We start from the raw sequence: 16609 nt of genomic DNA, 5'->3' as shown, positions 1-16609 counted from the left end.
TTCACTTTATACCATAATGCGAAATACAGCCAAGAATTTCCTAGTGGCAAACATCTAGGATGATGCTGCTCCATCGCAGGCATGGAACGGGCATAATGGCCGTTCTGCTTGCCTTTTTGGACATGTAATGGAACAACCAGTCAGTGAATTCAAGAGCAAGGCCGGCTTCAGGCGCATCCTGAATGCAACGAGCTTTGCCATGCAGGGCCTGGCCACGGCCTGGCGCACCGAGCATTCGTTCCGCCAGGAATTGGTCATCGTTGCGCTGGCGACGATTGCCGCCTTGCTGCTGCCGGTGTCGGGCTTCCAGAAACTGGTGCTGGTCGGCGTCATGTTGCTGGTGCTGATCGTCGAGCTGATCAATTCGGCGATCGAGGCCATCGTCGACCGCATCTCGCTCGAACGCCATCCGCTGTCGAAGAATGCCAAGGATTTCGGCGGCGCCGCCGTCGCTCTGACGATCCTGCTGGCCGTTCTCACCTGGGGCACCGTGCTCTACAGCCGTTTCATGTAATCTCCCTGCGCGGTCGCGGCAAACTTGTCAAAAATGCCGCACAATGGCTTTCCGCTGTGCGGCGTCATGGTGGCGCCGCGAAAGCGTCCAACTCCTGGAGATGACCATGACCTTACGCCTGGGCGACACCGCCCCCGACTTCGAACAGGATTCCAGCATCGGCCGCATTCGCTTCCACGAATGGGCAGGCAATTCCTGGGTGGTGCTGTTTTCCCATCCGGCCGACTTCACGCCGGTCTGCACGACCGAACTGGGCCTGACGGCCAAACTGAAGCCGGAATTCGACAAGCGCAACGTGAAAGCGATTGCCCTGTCGGTCGACCCCGCCGAGCAGCACCGCGAGTGGATCCGCGACATCGAAGAGACCCAGCAGACCGTGGTCGGCTTCCCGATCATCGCCGACGCCGATAAAACGGTCTCTACCCTGTACGACATGATCCACCCGGAAATGTCGGCGACGGCCACCGTGCGCTCGCTGTTCGTGATCGACCCGAACAAGAAGATCCGCCTGACCATCACCTATCCGATGAGCACCGGCCGCAACTTCGACGAAGTGCTGCGCGTGATCGACGCCCTGCAACTGACCGACGGCTATTCGGTGGCCACCCCCGGCAACTGGAAAGATGGGGACGATGTCATCATTCCGCTGACCGTGCAGGATCCGGCCGTGATTGCTGAAAAGTATCCGAAGGGGTTCACGGCGCTGCGCCCGTATTTGCGTTTGACGCCGCAGCCGAACAAGTAAGCGGGTTTCGTAGGGTGGGCACTCCGTGCCCACGCGGAACTACCGCATAAGCAAATAAGAAACCCATCCTTTGTCCCACGGCTGACCCGGCTTACTCTTGGGTTCTACTCTGGGACAAGCATGCTACTGACATATATCACCGCCGGCTTTGCGGTCGGGCTTCTGGTCGGGATGACGGGCGTGGGCGGCGGGTCGCTGATGACGCCGCTCCTGACCCTGATGTTCGGCGTTTCGCCAACCGTTGCGGTCGGCACCGACCTGGCCTTCGCCTCGGTCACCAAGGGCGCCGGCACCATCACCCACCGCTTCAACGGCACCGTCCACTGGGCCATCGTGCGCCGCCTCTGCCTGGGCGCGCTTCCTGCCGCCCTCATTACCACGCTGGCGCTGCACCAGTTCGGCGCCATCGATGCCCGTCTTGGCCAGGTCATCCGCTATTCGATCGCCGGTTCGGTGATGCTGACCGTCGTCGCGCTGCTGTTCCGGCGCCGCATGCTGGCCTGGGTCCAGGCCAAACCGGGCCGCCAGCTGCAGGGCAGGGCGCTGACGAACGCCACCATTTTCTCGGGCGCCGTGCTCGGCGTGCTGGTCACCGTTTCCTCGATCGGCGCCGGCGCCATCGGCGCGACCCTGCTCGTGATGCTGTATCCGACCTTGAGCCCGGCGGAAGTGGCCGGGACCGATATCGCCTATGCCGTGCCGCTGACGGCGATTGCCGCGCTGGGGCACTGGTGGCTCGGCACGATCGACTGGATGCTGCTGGTGACCCTGCTGGTGGGTTCGGTGCCCGGGATTACCCTGGGTTCCATGCTCGCGCGCAAGGTGCCGGAACGCTTCCTGCGCGGACTGCTGGCTGTCACCCTGACCGGTGTGGCGGCGAAGCTGGTGCTGTAAAGAACGAATCGATTGGCCCCGTCGCGCTAATAGCTTATTTCGTCTATGTAAATAAAGAATGGTTCGTTTGGTTTATGAGTTCTTAGTGAGATTATTACGCTCCAATAGAAGAATTTGTAATAAGGCAGCCATGACCAAAACACCAGGCCGGATCATGCCCGGCTTCGGCTTGTCGCTCGGGTTCACGATCTTTTACCTGGCCCTGATCGTCTTGATTCCGCTGTCGGCGGTCTTCCTCAAGACCTTCACGATGAGCTGGGAAGCATTCTGGGCCGCCGTCACCTCCGAGCGCGTGATCGCCTCCTACAAACTGACCTTCGGCGCTTCGCTGATCGGCGCCAGCCTGAACGTCGTATTCGGCGGCATCGTGGCCTGGGTACTGGTGCGCTACCGCTTTCCGGGCAAGCGCTTCATCGACGCCCTGGTCGACCTGCCGTTCGCCCTTCCCACCGCGGTCGCCGGCATCACGCTCACCGCCCTGTATTCGCACAACGGCTGGATCGGCCAGTATCTGCAAACCCTCGGCATCAAGGTCGCGTTCACGCCGCTCGGCGTTGTCGTCGCGCTGACCTTCATCGGCCTGCCTTTCGTCGTGCGCACGGTGCAGCCGGTGCTGGAAGAGGCCGAGCGCGAGCTCGAGGAAGCCGCCGCCAGCCTGGGCGCGAGCCCCTTGCAGACCTTCTTCCGCGTGATCCTGCCGACGATTATCCCGGCGCTGCTGACCGGCTTCGCGCTGGCCTTCGCGCGTGCCACCGGCGAATACGGGTCCGTGATTTTCATTGCCGGCAACCTGCCGATGGTCTCGGAAATCACGCCGCTCCTCATCATCACCAAACTGGAGCAGTACGACTACGCCGGCGCCACCGCGATCGCGGTGGTGATGCTGGTGTTTTCCTTCATCCTGCTCCTGACGATCAACCTGTTGCAGGCCTGGACCCGCAGAAGGGCAGGCAAGAAATGAGCGCCGTCGTTACCCCACCTTTAGATAAACCGATCACCGCCGCGCCCGCCGCGCGGCGCCCGATGAAAACCAATGCCTTCGAGCCGAACTGGGTGCGCTGGACCCTGATCGCCGTGGCCCTGGCTTTCCTGACCCTGTTCCTGTTCGTGCCGCTGGTGGCGGTGTTTGCCGAAGCCTTGAAGCGCGGCTGGGCCACCTATGTCGAAGCGATCGTCGATCCGGACGCGCTGTCGGCCATCAAGCTGACCCTGATTGCGGCCGGCATCTCGGTGCCGCTGAACCTGGTGTTCGGGGTCGCCGCCGCCTGGGCCATCACCAAGCACGACTTCCGCGGCAAAAGCATCCTGCTGACCCTGATCGACCTGCCGTTTTCCGTCTCGCCCGTGATCGCGGGCCTGATCTACGTGCTGCTGTTCGGCGCCCAGGGCTGGTTCGGCGAGTGGCTGATGGAGCACGATATCAAGATCCTGTTCGCCGTGCCCGGCATCGTGCTGGCGACCATTTTCATCACCTTCCCCTTCGTGGCGCGCGAGCTGATCCCGCTGATGCAGCAGCAGGGCACCGAGGAAGAGGAAGCGGCGCTGGTGCTGGGGGCCTCGGGCTGGCAGACCTTCCGGCGCGTGACGCTCCCGAACATCAAGTGGGGCCTGCTGTACGGCGTCATCCTGTGCAATGCACGGGCGATGGGCGAGTTCGGCGCGGTGTCGGTGGTGTCGGGCCATATCCGCGGCGAGACCAACACCATGCCGCTGCAGGTCGAAATCCTCTACAACGAATACAACTTCACGGCCGCGTTCGCGATCGCGTCGCTGCTGGCGCTGCTGGCGCTGGTGACGCTGGCCATCAAGTCCTTTATCGAATGGCGCCTGCACCTGTCCATGCGTGCTGACGCCGGCACTACGGAGCGCATGCAATGACGATCGAAGTCCAACACATCCGCAAGCAGTTCGGCCAGTTCAAGGCGCTCGACGACGTCTCGCTGCAGTTCCCGAACGGCGAACTGACCGCTTTATTGGGGCCTTCGGGCTGCGGCAAGACCACGCTGCTGCGCATCATCGCGGGCCTCGAGCATCCGGATTCGGGCGCCGTGCTGCTCGACGGCGAAGACGCGTCGACCAGCCATGTGCGCGAGCGCCAGGTCGGCTTCGTGTTTCAGCATTACGCGCTGTTCAAGCACATGACCGTGTTCGAGAACGTGGCCTTCGGCCTGCGCGTACGCCCGCGGCGCGAGCGCCCCAGCGAAGCGCAGATCCGCGACAAGGTCAAGCAGCTGCTCGAACTGGTGCAGCTCGACTGGATCGCGGACCGCTACCCGCCGCAGCTCTCCGGCGGCCAGCGCCAGCGCATCGCCCTGGCGCGCGCCCTGGCGGTCGAGCCGCGGGTGCTGCTGCTCGATGAACCCTTCGGCGCGCTCGATGCCAAGGTGCGCAAGGAACTGCGGCGCTGGCTGCGCCGCCTGCACGACGACCTGCACGTGACCTCGATTTTCGTCACCCACGACCAGGAAGAAGCGCTCGAAGTGGCCGACCAGGTGGTGGTCATGAACAAGGGCCGCGTCGAGCAGCTCGGCACGCCGGCCGACGTCTACAACGCCCCGGCTTCGCCCTTCGTCTACAGTTTTCTGGGCAACGTCAACCTGTTCCACGGCCGCGTGCACGACGGCGTGCTGGCCAGCGGCGACGCGCTGTTCGACGCGCCGGGTCACGGCACGGTGCAGAACGCCGACGGCATCGGCTACGTGCGCCCGCACGACCTCGAAGTCGAACGCTTCGCGCCCGGGCAGAAGGGCATCGCGGTGAAGCTGCGCCGCGCCCATGCGATCGGCCCGCTGGCCCAGCTCGACCTCGAGCGCCTCGACAACGCCGAACTGATCGAAGCGGTGATCCCGAACGAGCGTTTTACCCGCCTCGGGTTGAAGGATGGCGAAACGCTGCTGGTGCGTCCGCGCCAGATCCAGGTCTTCGTGGACGAGGGCGGCGGCATATGAATTTCCAGCAGCTGCGCTCGGTGCGCGAAGCTGCGCGCCGCAATTTCAATCTCACCGATGTCGCCACCGCCCTGTTCACCTCGCAGCCGGGCGTGTCGCGCCAGATCCGCGAACTGGAAGATGAACTCGGCGTCGTCATCTTCGAGCGCAACGGCAAGCGCCTGACCGGGCTGACCGGTCCCGGCAAGGGCATCCTGAAAATCGTCGAGCGCTTGCTGGTGGAAGCGGAAAACCTGTCCCAGGCCAGCCAGGAATACGCCGGCCAGGACAGCGGCACGCTGACCGTGGCGGTGACCCACACCCAGGCGCGCTACGCGCTGCCGCAGGTGGTGCAGTCCTTCCGCAGCGCCTTCCCGGGCGTGCGCATCGCCCTGCAGCAGAGCGCACCGGAACACATCGCCGAATACGTGCTGTCGGGCCGCGCCGACATCGGCATCGCCACCGAAGGCCTGTCGGCCTTTCCCGACCTGGTGTCGTTTCCCTGCTACCGCTGGAGCCATGTGGTGGTGGCGCCGGACGGCCATCCCTTGCTGGACAGTGCGCCCTTGCGGCTGGAAGACCTGGCGGCCTACCCCCTGATCACCTACGACGTCGGCTACACCGGCCGCAGCCATATCGACGACGCCTTCAACACGGCCGGCCTCACGCCCGACATCGTGCTCACCGCGATGGATTCGGACGTGATCAAGCAGTATGTCTCGCTCGGGATGGGTGTCGGCATCATCGCCTCGATGGCTTTTGATCAGGGCCGCGACAAGGGCTTGCGAGCGATCGAGGCCGCGCACCTGTTCGCACCCAACGTGACGCGCCTGGCTGTGCGGCGCGGGGCCTATTTGCGGGCCTATGCCTACCATTTCATCGAACGCTTCGCGCCGGGATTCACCCGCGCCGACATCGAGCGCAGCTTGCAGGCGGAAGCGGCGGCGGCTTGACCGGGATGACAAGCTTGCAATGAGCCTGTCCTAAAGTTTCCCTGATGTGTTCCTTTCGCGCCGCATCGCCTGTTTGACCCGGTATTTTTATTCGCGCACAGTGCGAGATTGCTTGATCGAAAGGGCAAGCGCACTCAAAATACCGGTTCATCATCAGGAGCCACGCCATGAACATCGTTGAAGAGTCCGCAGTGGACCTCGATTCGCAACTTTTACTGAATGCGCTCACGGCCATGCGCCAGGGAGACTTCAGCGTTCGGGTCCCTCTTGGGCTGGGCGGCGCCAACGCCGCCCTGGCTGCAATCGTCAACGAGCTCATGGAAGAAAGCGCCGAACGTGCGCGCCTTGCCGAGGAGGCCCTCGATTCGCGCCAGCTCGTCACCGCCCTGGTCGCGCTGCGCCGCGGTGATTTTTCGGTGCGGCTGCCGTCCGACCTGACTGGCATGAACGGCAAGATCGCCGACACGCTCAACGAAATCATTGAAAACTCCGACAAGATCGCGCAAGAGATCGTCAGCGTCAGCCGTATCGTCGGCCACGACGGCCGTCTGCTGCAGCGCGCGACGCCGCCCACCGTGGGCGGCGGCTGGGCCACGATCATCAATTCGGTCAACGCCCTGATCGACGACCTGGTGCGCCCGACCACCGAGATGGCGCGCGTCATCGGCGCCGTGGCAAAAGGCGACCTGTCCCAGAACATGGCCCTCGAAGTGGACGGACGTCCCCTGCGCGGCCAGTTCCTGCGTGCGGCGACCACCGCCAACACGATGGTCGACCAGCTGTCTTCCTTCGCCTCCGAAGTCACGCGCGTGGCGCGCGAAGTCGGTACCGAGGGTAAGCTCGGCGGCCAGGCCAACGTGCCGAACGTGGCCGGTACCTGGAAAGACTTGACCGACTCGGTCAACTCGATGGCCGGTAACCTGACCTCCCAGGTGCGTAACATCGCGGAAGTGACCACCGCCGTGGCAAACGGCGACTTGTCGAAAAAGATCACGGTCGACGTGCGCGGCGAGATCCTGCAGCTGAAGGACACGATCAACACCATGGTCGACCAGTTGCGCTCCTTTGCGTCCGAAGTGACGCGGGTGGCGCGCGAGGTCGGTACCGAAGGAAAGCTGGGCGGCCAGGCCTATGTGCCGGGCGTGGGCGGCACCTGGAAGGACTTGACCGACAACGTCAACTTCATGGCCTCGAACCTGACGGGCCAGGTGCGTAACATCGCGGAAGTCACCACCGCGGTGGCAAACGGCGACCTGTCGAAGAAAATTGCGGCCGACGCCAAGGGCGAGATCCTGCAGCTGAAAGACACGATTAACGTCATGGTGGACCAGCTGTCCTCCTTCGCTTCCGAGGTGACCCGGGTGGCGCGCGAAGTGGGTACCGAAGGCAAGCTGGGCGGCCAGGCGCAAGTGAAGGGCGTGGGCGGCACCTGGAAGGACTTGACCGACTCGGTGAACTCGATGGCGGGTAACCTCACGGGCCAGGTGCGTAACATCGCCGAAGTCACGACGGCGGTTGCGAACGGCAACCTGTCGAAGAAGATTACGGCCGACGCCAAGGGCGAGATTCTCGAGCTGAAGAACACGATTAACGTCATGGTGGACCAGCTGTCCTCGTTCGCTTCCGAAGTGACGCGCGTCGCGCGCGAAGTCGGTACCGAGGGCAAGCTGGGCGGCCAGGCGCAGGTGAAGGGCGTCGGCGGCACCTGGAAAGACTTGACCGAGAACGTCAACTCGATGGCGGGTAACCTCACGCGCCAGGTGCGTAACATCGCGGAAGTGACGACCGCGGTGGCGAACGGCGACTTGTCGAAGAAGATTACGGCGGACGCCAAGGGCGAGATCCTCGAGCTGAAAGACACGATTAACGTCATGGTGGACCAGCTGTCCTCGTTCGCCTCGGAAGTCACGCGCGTGGCGCGCGAGGTCGGTACCGAGGGTGAGCTGGGCGGCCAGGCCAACGTGCCGGGCGTTGCCGGCACCTGGAAGGACTTGACCGACTCGGTCAACTCGATGGCGGGTAACCTGACCGGCCAGGTCCGCAACATTGCGGAAGTGACCACCGCGGTGGCGAACGGCGACTTGTCCAAGAAGATCGCGGCCGACGCGAAGGGCGAGATCCTGCAGCTGAAAGACACGATCAACGTGATGGTCGACCAGTTGTCCTCGTTCGCGTCGGAAGTGACGCGCGTGGCGCGCGAGGTCGGCACCGAGGGTAAGCTGGGCGGCCAGGCGAACGTGCCGGGCGTCGCGGGTACCTGGAAAGACTTGACCGACTCGGTCAATTCGATGGCGGGTAACCTGACGGGCCAGGTGCGTAACATCGCCGAGGTGACCACCGCGGTGGCGAACGGCGACTTGTCGAAGAAGATCGCGGCCGATGCACAGGGCGAGATCCTGCAGCTGAAAGACACGATTAACGTCATGGTGGACCAGTTGTCCTCCTTCGCATCCGAAGTGACGCGCGTGGCGCGCGAGGTCGGTACCGAGGGCAAGCTGGGTGGACAGGCGCAGGTGAAGGGCGTGGCGGGTACCTGGAAGGACTTGACCGACAACGTGAACTTCATGGCCTCGAACCTGACGGGCCAGGTGCGTAACATCGCGGAGGTCACTACCGCGGTGGCGAATGGCGACTTGTCCAAGACCATTACCGCCGACGCCAAGGGCGAGATTCTCGAGCTGAAAAACACGATTAACGTCATGGTGGACCAGCTGAACTCCTTCGCGTCGGAAGTGACGCGTATGGCGCGCGAGGTCGGTACCGAGGGTAAGCTGGGCGGCCAGGCGAACGTGCCGGGCGTTGCTGGTACCTGGAAAGACTTGACCGACTCGGTCAACTCGATGGCGGGTAACCTGACCGGCCAGGTGCGAAACATCGCCGACGTCACCACCGCGGTGGCGACGGGCGACTTGTCGAAGAAGATTACGGCTGACGCCAAGGGCGAGATCCTGGAGCTGAAGAACACGATTAACGTGATGGTGGACCAGCTGTCCTCGTTCGCGTCCGAAGTGACGCGCGTGGCGCGCGAAGTCGGTACCGAAGGCAAACTCGGCGGCCAGGCGCAGGTGAAGGGCGTGGCCGGTACCTGGAAGGACTTGACCGACAACGTGAACTTCATGGCCTCGAACCTGACGGGCCAGGTGCGTAACATCGCGGAAGTGACGACCGCCGTGGCGAACGGCGACTTGTCCAAGAAAATTACCGCTGACGTCAAGGGCGAGATTCTCGAAATGAAGGACACCATCAACGTGATGGTGGACCAGTTGTCCTCGTTCGCGTCGGAAGTCACGCGCGTGGCGCGCGAAGTCGGTACCGAAGGAAAGCTGGGCGGCCAGGCCAACGTGCCGGGCGTCGCGGGTACCTGGAAGGACTTGACCGACTCGGTCAACTCGATGGCCGGTAACCTGACGTCCCAGGTGCGTAACATCGCCGACGTGACCACCGCCGTGGCAAACGGCGACTTGTCGAAGAAAATTACGGTGGACGTGCGCGGCGAGATCCTGCAGCTGAAAGACACGATCAACACCATGGTCGACCAGCTGCGCTCCTTTGCGTCTGAAGTGACGCGGGTGGCGCGCGAAGTGGGTACCGAAGGAAAACTCGGCGGCCAGGCGAACGTGCAGGGCGTGGCGGGCACCTGGAAGGACTTGACCGACAACGTGAACTTCATGGCCTCGAACCTGACGGGCCAGGTGCGTAACATCGCCGAGGTGACCACCGCCGTGGCGAACGGCGACCTGTCCAAGAAAATCGCGGCGGACGCCAAGGGCGAGATCCTGGAACTGAAAGACACGATTAACGTCATGGTGGACCAGCTGTCCTCGTTCGCATCCGAAGTGACGCGCGTTGCGCGCGAAGTGGGCACTGAAGGCAAGCTGGGCGGCCAGGCGCAGGTGAAGGGCGTGGGCGGTACCTGGAAGGACTTGACCGAGAACGTCAACTTCATGGCCGCCAACCTGACCGCTCAGGTGCGCGGTATCGCGGGCGTGGTGACCGCCGTGGCGAACGGCGACATGAAGAAAAAATTGACGGTGGCGGCGCAGGGCGAGATCGCCTCGCTGGCCAACACCATCAACGAAATGACCGACACGCTGGCGGTGTTTGCCGACCAGGTGACCTCGGTGGCGCGCGAGGTCGGCGTCGAAGGAAAACTGGGCGGCCAGGCGAGTGTGCCGGGCGCCTCGGGCACCTGGAAAGACTTGACCGAGAACGTCAACCAGCTGGCGGCAAACCTGACCACCCAGGTGCGCGCGATTGCCGAAGTGGCGACCGCCGTGACGCGCGGCGACTTGTCGCGTTCGATCCAGGTCGAAGCGCGCGGCGAGGTGTCCGACCTGAAGGACAACATCAATGAGATGATCCGCAACCTGAAGGAAACGACGCAGAAAAACGCTGAGCAGGACTGGCTGAAGTCGAACCTGGCGCGCTTTACCCGCTTGCTGCAAGGCCAGCGCGACATCGAAGAGGTCACCAAGCTGATCCTGTCCGAGCTGGCGCCGCTGGTCTCGGCCCACCATGGCGTCTTCTTCATGATGGACGCCGACGGCCTCAAGCCGCGCCTGAAGATGATCGCCAGCTACGGCTACCGTCCGGACAATGCGCTGCCGACCTCGTTCGCCCCGGGCGAAGGGCTGGTGGGCCAGTGCGCCATCGAGAAGCAGCGCATGTGGCTGACCAACGTCCCGCGCGACTACATCGTCGTGTCCTCGGGCCTCGGTTCGGCGCCGCCGACCAACATCGTGGTGCTGCCGATCCTGTTCGAGCAGGAGGTCAAGGCGGTCATTGAAATCGCATCCTTCGAGCGCTTCACCCAGACCCACATGGGCTTCCTCGACCAGCTGATGGGTTCCATCGGCGCGGTCTTGAACACGATCGAGGCGAACAGCCGTACCGAGTCGCTGCTGACCCAGTCGCAGTCGCTGGCGCAGGAACTCCAGCAAACCAACCAGGAGCTGGCGGAAAAGGCGCGCCTGCTGTCCGACCAGAACAGCGAAGTGGAGCGCAAGAACAGCGAGGTCGAGCAGGCCAAGCTGGCGCTGGAAGAAAAAGCGACCCAGCTTGCGCTCTCCTCGAAGTACAAGTCCGAGTTCCTGGCGAATATGTCGCACGAGCTGCGCACGCCGCTCAACTCCCTGCTGATCCTGGCCCAGCAGCTCAGTGAAAACCCGATCGGCAACCTGAACGATAACCAGGTCGAGTACGCCCGCACCATCCATGGCTCCGGCTCGGACCTGCTGACCCTGATTAACGACATCCTCGACCTGTCGAAGATCGAGTCGGGCACCGTGACCCTGGAAGTGAGCGAGTCGCGCTTCCCGGTGCTGGCGACTTACGTCGAGCGCACCTTCCGCCACATGGCCGAGGCCAAGCTGGTGAAATTCTTCATCCAGCTCGATCCAAGCCTGCCGCTGGCGATGATGACCGACACTACGCGCCTGCAGCAGATCCTGAAAAACCTGCTGTCGAACGCCTTCAAGTTCACCGCCAACGGCGAGGTGACGCTGCGCATCGGCCTGGTGCAGAGCGGCTGGTCGCCGGACCATCCATTCCTGAGCCGCGCGGATTCGGTGGTGGCATTCTCCGTTACCGATACCGGCGTCGGCATCTCCGCCGACAAGCTGCAGCTCATCTTCGAAGCCTTCCAGCAGGCCGACGGCAGTACCGCGCGCCGCTACGGCGGCACGGGCCTGGGCCTGTCGATTTCGCGCGAACTGGCGCGCCTGCTGGGCGGCGAGATTCGCGTGACCAGCGTGGTCGGCAGCGGTTCCACCTTCACGCTTTACCTGCCGTACAACTATGCCGGCTTCCATACCTATTCGCCGGCGAACGAGCAGACGCAACCGCGCATGTACGCCGACCACTATGCGCCGGCCTTTGTGCCGAATGCGCAGATTCCGGGCGTGCTGACGCTGCCATCTTCCAGCACCAACCCCCAGGTCAATGTGCACGATCCGGACCTGGACGACCGCAACCTGATCCTCGCCGGCGACCAGTCGGTGCTGATCGTCGAGCATGACCCGGAATTCGCCAACGTCCTGCTGTCGCAGACCAGGGCGCGCGGCATGCGCGGCATCGTGACCGAATCCGGCGAATCGGTGCTGACGCTGGCCCGCGATTACCTGCCGATCGCGATCCTGCTCGACCTGGACCTGCCCGATACCGACGGCTACATGGTGCTCGACCGCCTGAAGCGCGATCCGGGCACGCGCCACATCCCGGTGCACGTCATGTCGGAAATGCGCGAGCGTGAAAAGGCGCTGCGCCAGGGCGCCATTTCCTACCTCAACAAGCCGGTCAACGCGGAGCGCCTGGAGGGAGAGTTCAACCAGATCCAGCGCTTCATGAACCAGACGCAACGCAGTTTGCTGATTGTCGAGGACGACGAAGTGCAGCTGCGTGACATCATGCAGCTGATCGGCGAGTCCGACCTCGAGCTGGTGTCGGCCAATAGCGGGGCCGCCGCGCTCGAGCTGCTAGGCACGCGCCGCTTCGACTGCATGGTGCTCGACCTGACCCTGCCGGACATGGATGGTTTCGCCGTGCTGGAGACCATCAGCGAAGATCCATCCTTGCGCGACCTGCCGGTGGTGGTCTACACCGCTGCAGAACTGAGCCGCAAAGAGGTCACCAAGCTCAAGCGCTTCGCCAAGACGATTGTCGTGAAAGACGCCCGTTCGCGCGAACGCCTGCTCGATGAAACGGCGCTGTTCCTGCACCGTTCCCCGGCGCGCCTGCCCGACGAGCAGCGCCGCATGCTGGAAAAGGCGCATGCCGCCGAGGGCGACCTGGCCGGCCGCAGCGTGCTGGTGGTGGACGACGACTTGCGCAACATCTTCGCGCTCAGCACCGTGCTGGAGCGCTACCAGATGAAGGTGCACTTCGCCGAAAACGGCAAGGACGGCATCAAGATGCTGGAAGAGACGCCGGGCATCGAGATCATCCTGATGGACATCATGATGCCGGAAATGGATGGCTATGACACGATGCGGGCGATCCGCAAGATCGCCAAATTCAAGTCGCTGCCGATCATCACCCTGACCGCCAAGGCGATGAAGGGCGACCGCGACAAGTGTATCGCCGCGGGCGCCAGCGATTACATCACCAAGCCGGTCGACGTGGGCCAGCTGCTGTCCCTGATGCGCGTATGGCTAGGTCATTGAACGCGACGACGCCAACTGAAGCGGGTTCCGTCTTGCTGCTCGAGACGGAGTTGTTCGCCGAGGCCGCATACCGCCGCCACGGGGTAGACTTGCGCGGCTTCGAGCGCGAATGGCTGCTGGCGCGCCTGGCGAGCTTGCGCGAGCAGCGCCAGGCGGCGAGTATTTCGAGCCTGCAGGGCGAGATCCTGCATGACGCGGCGGCGGCGCGGGCGGCGTTCAGTTTTGTCAGCGAAAACGAGGGCGGTTTTTTCACCAGGCCCACTTCCTTCATGGCGCTGCGCTGCGCGGCGCTGCCCTTGCTGCGTTCGGTGGCCTGGCCGGTGCTGTGGATCGCCGAATGCGCCGACGCCGCCTTCCTGACCCAGCTGATGGTGATGCTGGAAGAGGAGGGGCTGCTGCCGCGCACCCAGGTGTTCGTAACCAACGCGAATGAAGACGTGCTGGGCCAGATCGCGGACCTGCACCTGGCCGCTCCCAGCTTCCGGGAGCGCGATGCGCAGCATGCGCAAGGGGGCGGGCAGACGGCCTTGTCCGACCATGTCATCCAGACCGAGACGGGATTTACCCTGCACCACCGGCTGCGCCAGCACATCATCTACAGCCAGCACGATCTCAGCGTGGACGCGTCGTTCAACGAGTGCCACCTGGTCATCTGCCAGCGGCCGCTGTCGCACTACAGCATCGCGCTGCGCCAGCGTGCGCTCAGGCTGTTCGCGCAAAGCCTGTGCAATTTCGGCATCCTGCAGATCGACGCCTCGGCAGGCCCGGTCAGCCATGACCTGACGCGTGATTTTACGTGCCTGCTTGGCGAGCAAGGCATTTACAAGCGCATTCCTGTCCAGCCCTGAGCCCGCTGATGGGGGGGGCGAACGAATCATTCACCGAGGCGCAGGACGCATCCACCCATGACTATCCATTTCTACGAACCCCGCAACGGTCATGGGCTCCCCCACGACCCCTTCAATGCCATCGTCGGACCGCGTCCGATCGGCTGGATATCGTCCTTGAGCGGAGAAGGCGTGGCGAACCTCGCGCCCTACAGCTTTTTCAACGGCTTCAACTATGTGCCGCCCATCGTTGGCTTTGCCAGCGTTGGCGAAAAAGACACGCTGCGCAATGTGCGCGAGACCGGGGAATTCGTCTGGAACCTGGCGACCAGGCCGCTGGCGGAAGCGATGAACAGCACCTCCGCGGCGCTCGCACCGGAAGTGGATGAATTCGCGCTGGCCGGGCTCACGGCCGCGCCATCTCGCCTGGTCAAGGCGCCGCGCGTGGCCGAGAGCCCGGTGTCCTTCGAATGCCAGGTCACCCAGATCATCCAGTTGCAGCGCGCGAATGGCGACCTGGTGCCGACCTGGCTGACACTCGGCGAAGTCGTGGGCGTGCATATTGCCGAAGCCTCGCTCACGAACGGCGTCTACGATACCGCGGCCGCAGGCCATATCCTGCGTGGCGGCGGTCCCGCCGATTATTTTTCGATCGGGCCGGACCAGTTGTTCCACATATTCCGGCCCCGCTGAAGAACAGGATGGTTCAATATTTACCGGATAGCAAAGCCCCCGCATGCGGCGCCATGGTTTGCAAACCCAGCTTTTCCAGCATCTGATAGGCGGTGCAGGCGGCAGCCGACAGCACCGGCAAGCCGATGCGGTCCTGCACCGGCTGGATGGAGGAGAGCGAAGGCATTTGCACACAGGCAGACAAGACCACCGCATCGCAATTGGCGGTATTGAGGCGCTTCGAGATCTCGATCAAGGCATTCGGATCGCGGGCGCCGACAGCAAGATTGTCGGCAATCTCGAGTGAAATGCAGTCGAGCACCTCGAAGCCTTCGTGCTCGATGTAATCGACCACCATGTCCGTCAAGGGTTTCATGTACGGCGTAATGACGGCAATCTTTTTGGCGCCGATCTTGCCCAGCCCATGCACCAGCGCACCGGCGCTGGTCACCACGGGCGCAGGCGCGTCGTTTTCCCGGGTGCGGCCATGCAGGCGCTCTTCCGACACCCGGTGATAACCACGTCCCATGCTCATGATGGCAACGAGGCAGGCATAGCCGAGCACGTCCACCCGGGCGTCGGACAGTTCCAGTGCACAGCGGTCGGAATCGGCATCCATCGCAGCGAGCTCTTCTTTAGTCACGCGCTTCATGCGCATGCGGCTGGAGTGGAAGGTGAAGCGTTCCGGCAAGACCATTTCGCGCGCCCGCAAGATCGCCGGAATTTCGGTTTCCATGGTGGTGTTACTGCTGGGGACGATCTGTCCGATACGGTAGTTTTTCATGGCGTGATCCCAAAGTAGCCTGACAAATAAAATGCCTATGACAAAGGATGGCTGTCATAGGCAAGGCATGCGGTACAACGACGGAAACCCCGTCGTTTCGCCATCAATCCAGCGTGATGTTGGCCTTTTTGATGACCTTGTTCCAGTAGCCGAGTTCGGTCGTGACGAGGGTGTCCAGGGCGGCCGGATTCATGTAACGCACTTCGACGCCCTGGCCGGCGGCCAGCTTTTTGGCTTCCGGCGTCTCGAGCGCTTGCTTGACGCCGTTGCTCAGTTGCGTCACCAGGGCAGGAGGCGTGCCGGTCGGCGCAAACAGGCCGACCCAGGCTTCCAGCGTAAAGTCCGGCAAGCCCGCTTCGGCCGTCGTCGGCACCGTCGGCATCATCGGATGACGGGTCTTGCCGGCAATTGCCAGCGCCTTCAGCTTGCCGGACTGGACATGCTGCATCACCGATGGCGGCGTCGTGATGAAGACGTGCACGCGGCCGGCCAGTACGTCGGCAATGGCCTGGCCAGAACCTTTGTAAGGAACGTGCAGCATGTCGGTGGCGGTCTGCTGCTTGAACAACTCGGTTCCGATATGCGACAGCGAGCCATTGCCCTGGGATGCGTAGCTGATCTTGCCGGGATTCTTTTTCAGATAGGCGATCAGTTCGCTCAGCGTGTTGACGGGCAGCGAAGGATGCACGGCGACGACATTGGTGGCAGTCACCAGCAGCGCAACCGGCGTGAAATCCTTGGGCGCCCACGGCAGCTTTGTCATCAGCGCCGGGTTGGCGGTGTGGTATGCCGAATACGACACCAGCAGGGTGGAGCCGTCCGGTGCGGAGCGGGCCACCGCCTGATAGGCGATATTGCCGCTTCCGCCAGGGCGGTTGTCCACCACGACGGTATGCTTGAGGAATTGGCCGAGTGGCTGGCCGAGCACGCGGGCCGCGGTGTCGACCACGCCGCCAGGAGGATTCGGAACGATCAGCGTGATGGGCTTGGAGGGAAGCGATTGGGCGAGTGCAGTGGCTGAGGTGAGCAGCAGCATGCTGCAGGCAAGTTTTCGGAACATGGTAGGTCTCCTGTCGATGTGATTTTTTAAGTTGGCGCCGCGCTCGACCGCGGGTTGGGACAAAGCCAAGGCT

12 protein-coding genes are annotated in these 16609 nt (G+C 63.3%); 10 read left to right on the top strand and 2 right to left on the bottom strand.

Annotated elements, in window-relative coordinates:
• Positions 1–127: 127 nt before the first annotated feature.
• From AC56KZ_RS07460 to AC56KZ_RS07415, 10 genes are all read left to right on the top strand, one after another.
• The gene (locus AC56KZ_RS07460; protein ID WP_497161521.1) at positions 128–514 is read left to right on the top strand and encodes a diacylglycerol kinase; all 387 of its coding nucleotides are present in this window, start codon (positions 128–130) and stop codon (positions 512–514) included.
• A gap of 106 nt (positions 515–620) precedes the next feature.
• Entirely contained in the window at positions 621–1259 is a 639-nt protein-coding gene (locus AC56KZ_RS07455) for a peroxiredoxin (RefSeq protein ID WP_497161520.1), read from the top strand.
• Between the two features lie 120 nt (positions 1260–1379).
• Complete coding sequence (locus tag AC56KZ_RS07450) at positions 1380–2153, top strand: sulfite exporter TauE/SafE family protein (protein WP_497161519.1); 774 nt, start codon at positions 1380–1382, stop codon at positions 2151–2153.
• Positions 2154–2283: 130 nt separating this feature from the next.
• Complete coding sequence (cysT, locus tag AC56KZ_RS07445; protein WP_497161518.1) at positions 2284–3114, top strand: sulfate ABC transporter permease subunit CysT; 831 nt, start codon at positions 2284–2286, stop codon at positions 3112–3114.
• The gene (gene cysW / locus AC56KZ_RS07440) at positions 3111–4031 is read left to right on the top strand and encodes a sulfate ABC transporter permease subunit CysW (protein WP_497161517.1); all 921 of its coding nucleotides are present in this window, start codon (positions 3111–3113) and stop codon (positions 4029–4031) included. The genes cysT and cysW overlap by 4 nt, the downstream gene beginning before the upstream one ends.
• A complete protein-coding gene (locus tag AC56KZ_RS07435) occupies positions 4028–5101 on the top strand; it encodes a sulfate/molybdate ABC transporter ATP-binding protein (RefSeq protein ID WP_497161516.1) in 1074 nt (357 codons plus the stop codon). The genes cysW and AC56KZ_RS07435 overlap by 4 nt, the downstream gene beginning before the upstream one ends.
• Positions 5098–6033 (top strand): CysB family HTH-type transcriptional regulator, encoded by a 936-nt coding sequence (locus tag AC56KZ_RS07430; RefSeq protein WP_497161515.1) that lies wholly within the window; start codon positions 5098–5100, stop codon positions 6031–6033. The genes AC56KZ_RS07435 and AC56KZ_RS07430 overlap by 4 nt, the downstream gene beginning before the upstream one ends.
• 167 nt (positions 6034–6200) lie before the next feature.
• Positions 6201–13193, top strand: a complete 6993-nt coding sequence (locus AC56KZ_RS07425) for a HAMP domain-containing protein (RefSeq protein ID WP_497161514.1) — start codon at positions 6201–6203, stop codon at positions 13191–13193.
• Positions 13178–14041, top strand: coding sequence for a protein-glutamate O-methyltransferase CheR (locus AC56KZ_RS07420; RefSeq protein WP_497161513.1), 864 nt, complete (start codon positions 13178–13180; stop codon positions 14039–14041). Before AC56KZ_RS07425 ends, AC56KZ_RS07420 begins: the two co-directional genes overlap by 16 nt.
• Before the next feature lie 57 nt (positions 14042–14098).
• A complete protein-coding gene (locus AC56KZ_RS07415; protein ID WP_497161512.1) occupies positions 14099–14713 on the top strand; it encodes a flavin reductase family protein in 615 nt (204 codons plus the stop codon).
• 13 nt (positions 14714–14726) lie between these two features.
• Here the strand turns inward: AC56KZ_RS07415 and AC56KZ_RS07410 are convergent, their stop codons facing one another.
• Both AC56KZ_RS07410 and AC56KZ_RS07405 read right to left on the bottom strand, forming a co-directional pair.
• Complete coding sequence (locus AC56KZ_RS07410; protein WP_497161511.1) at positions 14727–15476, bottom strand: maleate cis-trans isomerase family protein; 750 nt, start codon at positions 15474–15476, stop codon at positions 14727–14729.
• A gap of 103 nt (positions 15477–15579) precedes the next feature.
• Positions 15580–16536 carry a Bug family tripartite tricarboxylate transporter substrate binding protein gene (locus AC56KZ_RS07405; protein ID WP_497161510.1) on the bottom strand — a complete coding sequence of 319 codons (957 nt, stop codon included), beginning with the start codon at positions 16534–16536 and terminating at the stop codon, positions 15580–15582.
• Positions 16537–16609: the final 73 nt, after the last annotated feature.

The organism is Telluria sp. LT2P34 (assembly GCF_059685915.1).
This window is presented reverse-complemented; position numbering and strand designations above follow the sequence as displayed.